The sequence below is a fragment of the Terriglobales bacterium genome (assembly GCA_035457425.1).
Classification (GTDB): Bacteria; Acidobacteriota; Terriglobia; order Terriglobales; family Acidobacteriaceae; genus JACPNR01.
The window spans coordinates 21,450-28,085 of the sequence record DATIBR010000014.1 but is presented as its reverse complement, the minus strand read 5'-3'; the positions used below and the strand labels follow the sequence as shown (position 1 = coordinate 28,085).

The following is a 6,636-nucleotide window of genomic DNA, read 5'->3' as shown; positions in this document are numbered from 1 at the left end:
TTTCGTGGCGGAGTGACCGGTAAGTTTCAAGTTTCGAGTTTCAAGTTTCGAAACCGGCCGCGGGAAGCTTGAAACCTGAAACTCGAGACTACTTCCCATGGAAAGCCTGTTCGCGCGCCATCGCAACGTCACGCTGCTGGTGGCGATGCTGTTTGCCCAGATCCTGGGGCTCGCGGTGCAGGTGAAGCGCGCCGACCCGGGCGATCCCGCGAATCCAGAAAAGAAGACGCCGCTGCTGCGGGTGTGGGTGATGGGCGCGATCACGCCCATCGAGAAGCTGGTGGCAGCGAGCGGCCGCGGCCTGCGCGACACGTGGAATGGGTACGTGAACCTGCGCGGCGTGCGCGAAGAGAACCGGCAGCTCAAGCAGGAAGTGGAGCGGCTGAAGCTGGAGCAGGCGCGCATCGCGGAGGACGCGGCACAAGGGCGGCGGCTGCAGGCGCTGCTCAACTTCAAGGAACAGACGATCGGGCAGACGGTGGCGGCGCAGGTCATCGGCTCGAGCGGGAGCGAGCAATCGCGGCTCATCTACATCGACAAGGGAACGAACGACGGCGTGCGCGCCGACATGCCGGTCATCACGCCCGAAGGCGCCGTGGGGAAGATCGTGCAGCCACTGGCGAACACGGCGGGCGTGCTGCTGATCACCGACCCGACGTGGGGCGTGGGCGGCGTGCTGGAGAAGACGCGGCTGCAAGGCATCGCGAAGGGAACGGCAGCGGGCGACCTGAAGCTGGCGAACATCCTGTCCGATGAAAAAGTGGAGCTCGGCGAGCGCGTGCTGACCTCGGGCGGCGACGGCATCTTCCCGAAAGGGCTGCCGCTGGCGCGGGTGAGCGAGCTGCTGAGCCGCGAAGACCTGTTCCTGAACATCCGGCTGAAGCCGGCGGCAAACCTGCAGCGGCTCGAAGAAGTGCTCGTCATCACGAAGATGGAAGAGCGCGCGCCGGAAGCGGTGGACGCGGCGAACGGGCCGGTGCGGGCGGCGGACGTGCTGGCGCAGCGGCTGCCGAGCGTGAAGAAGAACGAGCCCAAGCCGGAGCAGAAGCCGTCGGCGAACCGGCCCGCGGCGGGCGGCGGGCAGCCGGCCGCGCAGCCTCCAGGGCCGACGAATCCAACCCAGCAACAGCCGCCGCCCACAAAACCGGCGACACCGACGCCAACGCCACAGGCCGCGGGAGATAATCCCCGCTAGCTACGGAGTTGCGCGCACGAATGCGGTCTTCCCGTCCTTCTTGCCCATGAACAAATAACCCTCGCGACGTGAGTAGCAGAGCTGGGCGTTCGTCAATCCCTCGCCCGGGCTATATTCCGCAAGCAGTTCCCCGGTGTTCGAATCGAAGGTCCGCATCAGAATGGTGGGAACCTGCTTCGGCATTGGCTTCATGAACCTCACTGAGACCACGCCCTCTGAAAAATCCAGCTTTACAGGTACGTATTCCTTTTCCGGACGCTCGATGAGAAGTCTCCGCACTAGATCGCCACCCGGCGATATGACGGCGACTTCGCGTCCTCGAAGGTAGTAGAGATTTCCGTCACCGCCCATCGCGACGGAGCGCTCAGAAATCTCCCTTGGATCAATCGAGTCCTTCTTTTGTGACGCTTGCAAGGCAGAGATCTTTTTCACCAACTCACCATCTGGTGAAAAAATTGCCACCGTTGGTCGACCAACGAGCGCTTTTGGACCCCCGCTGGCCACGTAACCCGCGATAAACATCTGTTCGGTGTCGAAAATCGCAAGGTATTCCACATGGAAAAACTTGGGAACTGACAGGCGAGCGCGAGAGGTGTACGAGCCGTCTGAAGCGAACCGCAAGAGTTCCGTTTCGCCAGTTTTTTCGTTAACGACTGCTTCAGTCAGTAGACCGGTCGGCGAAACGGCGTAAGTCGCGAAGCGATAACCATCCTGAAATTCGGCCGGGACCTGAAACACAGTCTCCTTCTCACCCTTGTCGACGTTGATTTTCCAAACCGGCAACATCGAATCTGTCACTGAATCTGTTGCGGGAAAGTACAACGCATTGCCTTGGCAGAGAAAAGGTTCGGTGCTGTAGGCCGGAAATGGTGGTTGCCAAGGGACCGAACTCTGCGGTTTGAGCGCAGTTCTTTGATACGCCTGGTACGGCCGGCGATCTGGGGAGGGTGCTTGGGCGCTGGCGCCCAAGCACATTACGAAGACGAGCGGCAACAGCCCTGATCGTGTCGCGGGAGTCATGAGTCTCTCTTTGAAATGTCAACAGACTTCCGTTGCGGTTGTTTCGACTTCATGGTCGGTTTCCCGCAACCCCTGCCCTGAAGACAGCCACACGGCCCTGCAGTTCCTACCGCGCAATTCTCTCCGCAGGGAACGAAGCTGCAAAGTTGAGCACAATTGTGTCCGAAACCGGAGCACGTCTGTATGTTCGTCGTGGTGGCGCAGCTGTTGCAGGTCCAAAGGCGGCTTGAGTATTGGTCTCCACAGCTAGCTTCTGCCCGTTTACTAGAGAGAGTCAACAAGAGGAACCCCAGGCCAACAGCAATAAGCTCTTTTTCATAGAGCCTCCTTCCGGTTTGGCGGGAGATTATCCCCCCCCTCGCCACGCCGGTCGTCAAGATGTCCCTTAGTACAATGTCGCCATAGACCGCTAGGCGTGGCCAACATCACCTACACATCCCGGGAGCAGATCGAGGTCCACAAGTTCTCGTGGATCGCGACGTTCGGCGTGCCGCTGGCGGCGCTGCTGGTGCAGTCGCTGCTGGGGACGCGGCTGCGGTTCATCGGGGTGTTCGACCTGCCGCTGCTGGTGACCATCTTCTTCGCCGTGGCGCGGCGCAACCAGCTCGCGGGCATGGCGACGGGGATGCTGATCGGGCTGGTGCAGGATTCGCTGACGCACCATCCCATCGGGATGTTCGGGATCGCGAAGACGGTGGTGGGGTTCGCGGCGTCGTCGATCGGCGTGCGGCTCGACGTGGAGAACCCCGGCTCGCGCGTGATCATGGGATTCGGGTTCTACCTGCTGCACCAGGCGATCTACTACCTCGTCGCGCGCAACCTGGTGTCGGAGGAGCTGGCGTGGCAGTGGGGCCACCTGCTGGGCGCGGCGCTGGCGAATGGGCTGCTGGCGGTCGTGCTGTTCGCGGTGCTGGACAAGCTCAAGCAGAGGGCTTAGGGCCCGGCCCGACCGGGCGGCCGGGCCTGCCTGAATCTGCGCCCTCGAGGTCGAGGGCGCTACACCGTGCTCACGGGTTAAGCACTAGGCCTTATGCCCCGGCGGGCGGAGTAGCTCTATACTGAGCGCAGAAGGCAGGCAGCAGTCCGGTGGCCGAGCGCGGCGAAAAAGTCCCAGCAATCAAGTTGACGTTCGTGCAGTACGCGATCCTGGTGATCTTCGTGATCCTGACGATGCGCCTGGCGCGGCTGCAGGTCGCGAGCCGCGATGAGTACATGGCGCTGGCGGAGCAGAACCGCGTGCGCAAGATGCCGATCCTGGCGCCGCGCGGCAAGATCCTGGACCGCGAAGGCCGCATCATCGTCGACAACTACCCGTCGTTCTCGGTGCTGCTGCTGCGCGAGCAGCTGAAGACGAACCCGCCGGACATCGACAAGATCGCGCTCGGGCTGCACATGGAAGCGCAGGAGATCCGGTCGCGCATCCGGCGCTTCGCCGACAAGCCGCCGAGCCAGCCGCTGGTGCTGAAGGACGACATCACGCCGGACGAGCTGGCGTATCTCGAAGCGCATCGCAACGAATTTCCCTATCTCGACACCATCATGGTGCACCGCCGGCTGTATCCGAAAGACGGCTTCATGGCGCACGTGATCGGCTACGTCGGCGAAGTGAGCGAAGCGATGCTGAACGACCCGCGCTACGAGCTGTACGAGCCGGGCGACGTGGTGGGGAAGTCGGGCGTGGAGGCGCAGTACAACGACTGGCTGATGGGGCAGGACGGATATCGCAACGTGATCGTCAACAGCCACGGCAAGGAAGTCGGGCGCAAGGACGAGACGCCGGCGACGCCCGGCAAGCAACTCAAGCTGACGATCGACCTCGACCTGCAGATCGCGGCGGAGGAGGCGCTGAACGCCAGCGGGAAGAATGGCGCCATCGTGGCGATGGACCCGCGCACGGGCGAGATCCTGGCGATGGCGTCGCGGCCGGTGTTCGACCCCAACCACTTCGCGGTGCGCATCCAGCGCGCGGAGTGGAACGCGCTGCTCACCGACCCCGGCAAGCCGCTGATGAACAAGGCGACGCAGGCGCAGCTCGCGCCCGGCTCGGTGTTCAAGATCATCATGTCAATGGCGGGGCTGGAAGAAGGCATCGCGCAGAACCTGCAGGTGTACTGCCGCGGCGGGCAGGTGTTCTACGGGCGCTTCTTCAAGTGCCACCTGGCGCGGGGGCACGGGTCGGTGGACATCCACAAGGCGATCCCGCAGTCGTGCGACGTCTTCTTCTACACGCTGGCGGAGCGGCTGGGCATCGGGCGCATCGCGAAGTACGCGACCGAGCTCGGGCTGGGGCAGCGGACGGGCGTGGACCTGCCGAACGAGGTGGCGGGCGTGATGCCGAGCGAAGAGTGGAAGATCCGCAACTTCAAGCAGAAGTGGTACGCGGGCGAGACCATCTCGGTGGGCATCGGACAGGGCGCGGTCACGACCACGCCGATCCAGCTGGCGCGGGCGATCGGCGCGATCACGACCGGCGGCAAGCTGCGGCGGCCGCACCTGGTGGACCCCGGCACCCAGCCCGAGGACTTCCTCGCGCGCTACAAGCAGGCGGTGCAGACGAGCCAGGACGAGACGCGGGTCGCGATCGCCGAGGGCAACTGGGTGACGATCACGGACGCGATGGCGAACACCACGCAGCCGGGCGGGACGGCGGCGTCATCGCACATTGACGGCGTCGACTTCGCGGGCAAGACGGGCTCGTCGCAGGTGATATCGAACGACGCGCGCAAGATCCTGAAGGGCTCGCAGTACAAGGACAACGGGTGGTTCGTGGGCGTGGCGCCACGGCGCAACCCGGAGATCCTGGTGTCGGTGCTGCTGGAAGAGGGCGAGCACGGCACGGCGGCGGCGCACCTGGCGTCGGACGTGGTGAAGGCTTACTACGACAAGCAGCGCAAGCGCGCGACCAAGGTGGCGCAGGCGAACCGGCCGGTGGAGATGGGCGGAGTGTGGACGGCGCCCGAGGAGCACGGCGGCGGGCAAACCATCCAGGCGGGGCGCTTCACCGTGCAGCCTTCCGGGAAAGTGAAGCGGGTGAAGGCGGCGCCGGGCGTGGATGCCATCAAGCCGCGCGAGGTCCGCGCGCGCGGGGGCGAGCGCGCCACAACGGCTGCCGCCGTGGCAGGAGGCGGGCGATGACGAAGTACCTGTCGTTCCGCGACTTCGACTGGGGGCTGCTGGCGGTGGTGCTGCTGATCTGCGGCATCGGCATCACGGAGATCTACACGGCGACGCTGAACACCAAGTTCGCGGCCAGCCAGCTGCACATCAAGCAGATGTACTGGGTGCTGGGCGGCGTGGTGCTGATGTTCCTGGTCAGCATGATCAACTACGAGATGCTGCTGGAGAACGTGCACTGGCTGTACGTGGCGTCGATCGTCTCGCTGATCGCGGTGTTCCTGTTCGGCCGCAAGTACCTGGGAGCGAAGCGCTGGATCATGCTGCCGGGAGGCCAGCACTTCCAGCCGTCGGAGTGGGTGAAGCTGGTGCTGATCCTGGCGCTGGCGAAGTACTTCGCCGACCACGTGCGGGAGGAGGCGACGGTGGGCGACATCGTGAAGGCGGGGCTGATCGCGGGCATCCCCTTCCTGATGGTGCTGCGGCAGCCCGACCTGGGGACGGCGCTGACCTACGTGCCGGTGGCGATGATGGCGTTGTTCCTGGGCGGCATCAAGTTCCGGCACGCGGCGGTCATCGTGCTGGTGGGCGCGATGCTGGCGCCGCTGGCCTGGCACTACGGCCTGAAGCCCTACCAGAAGCAGCGCATGATGACCTTCCTGAACCCGGAAGTGGACGCGCAAGGGTCGGGGTACCAGATCAATCAATCCCTGATCGCGGTGGGTTCCGGGGGGCTATGGGGCAAGGGAACAGCCAAGGGAACCCAGACGCAGGGGGACTTCCTGCCGGTGCCGCAGACGGACTTCATCTTCGCGGCGCTGGCGGAGGAGCACGGTTTTGTGGGCTGCCTGTTCGTCCTGCTGCTATACTTTGTGCTGCTGATGCGATTGATCCAGAACGCCCAGACGGCGCCTGACCGCGCCGGGACGTTCGTGGTGATGGGAGTGGTGGCCATCTTGGTCTTCCACCTCATGGTCAACGTCGGCATGGTGGTCGGCTACATGCCGGTCACGGGGATCCCGCTGCCGCTGATGAGTTACGGCGGCTCGTCGATCCTGTTCATGTTCCTGGCGCTGGGGTTGGTGAACAACATCCGGATGCGCCGATTCGTGAACTGAGCAGCAGGCAAAGAGGTTTACCAACGCGTACGACCGCCGCAGGGCGGAAGAAGATTCACAGCCCCGCAGGGGCAAACAGCCGGCCGAAGGACGAGCCGGACGAACGATCAAAAAGAGAGAAGCGCGCGGACAGGTAACGACCCCGTCTCGAACAAGGGACAGAGTGGTCACAAGTCCGGTGCAGCGCCG

Annotated in this window: 5 protein-coding genes; 4 read left to right on the top strand and 1 reads right to left on the bottom strand. The window is 64.1% G+C overall.

The genetic code is table 11. The annotated features are described in order from the left end of the window. Nucleotides 1-97: 97 nt before the first annotated feature. Nucleotides 98-1,195 (top strand): rod shape-determining protein MreC, encoded by a 1,098-nt coding sequence (mreC, locus tag VLA96_01345; GenBank protein ID HSE47830.1) that lies wholly within the window; start codon nt 98-100, stop codon nt 1,193-1,195. On the opposite strand, the gene VLA96_01340 is transcribed toward mreC, so the two are convergent. Then, the gene (locus tag VLA96_01340) at nt 1,196-2,215 is read right to left on the bottom strand and encodes a hypothetical protein (GenBank protein HSE47829.1); all 1,020 of its coding nucleotides are present in this window, start codon (nt 2,213-2,215) and stop codon (nt 1,196-1,198) included. It lies immediately after the preceding gene. A 415-nt stretch (nt 2,216-2,630) separates the two neighbouring features. Here VLA96_01340 and mreD point away from each other — a divergent pair, with 415 nt between their 5' ends. The 3 genes from mreD to rodA all read left to right on the top strand — a co-directional run bounded on the left by mreD (nt 2,631) and on the right by rodA (nt 6,447). Continuing rightward, entirely contained in the window at nt 2,631-3,152 is a 522-nt protein-coding gene (mreD, locus tag VLA96_01335) for a rod shape-determining protein MreD (GenBank protein HSE47828.1), read from the top strand. Between the two features lie 149 nt (nt 3,153-3,301). Continuing rightward, nucleotides 3,302-5,350: a penicillin-binding protein 2 gene (gene mrdA, locus VLA96_01330; protein HSE47827.1), complete on the top strand. Its 2,049-nt coding sequence runs from the start codon at nt 3,302-3,304 to the stop codon at nt 5,348-5,350. Further along, on the top strand, nt 5,347-6,447 hold the full coding sequence (gene rodA / locus VLA96_01325; GenBank protein ID HSE47826.1) for a rod shape-determining protein RodA: 1,101 nt from the start codon (nt 5,347-5,349) through the stop codon (nt 6,445-6,447). The genes mrdA and rodA overlap by 4 nt, the downstream gene beginning before the upstream one ends. Nucleotides 6,448-6,636: the final 189 nt, after the last annotated feature.

Coding starts and splice junctions, on each gene's coding strand:
- mreC (HSE47830.1), top strand. CDS start 98: ATGGAAAGCCTGTTCGCGCGCCATCGCAACGTCACGCTGCTGGTGGCG.
- VLA96_01340 (HSE47829.1), bottom strand. CDS start 2,215: ATGACTCCCGCGACACGATCAGGGCTGTTGCCGCTCGTCTTCGTAATG.
- rodA (HSE47826.1), top strand. CDS start 5,347: ATGACGAAGTACCTGTCGTTCCGCGACTTCGACTGGGGGCTGCTGGCG.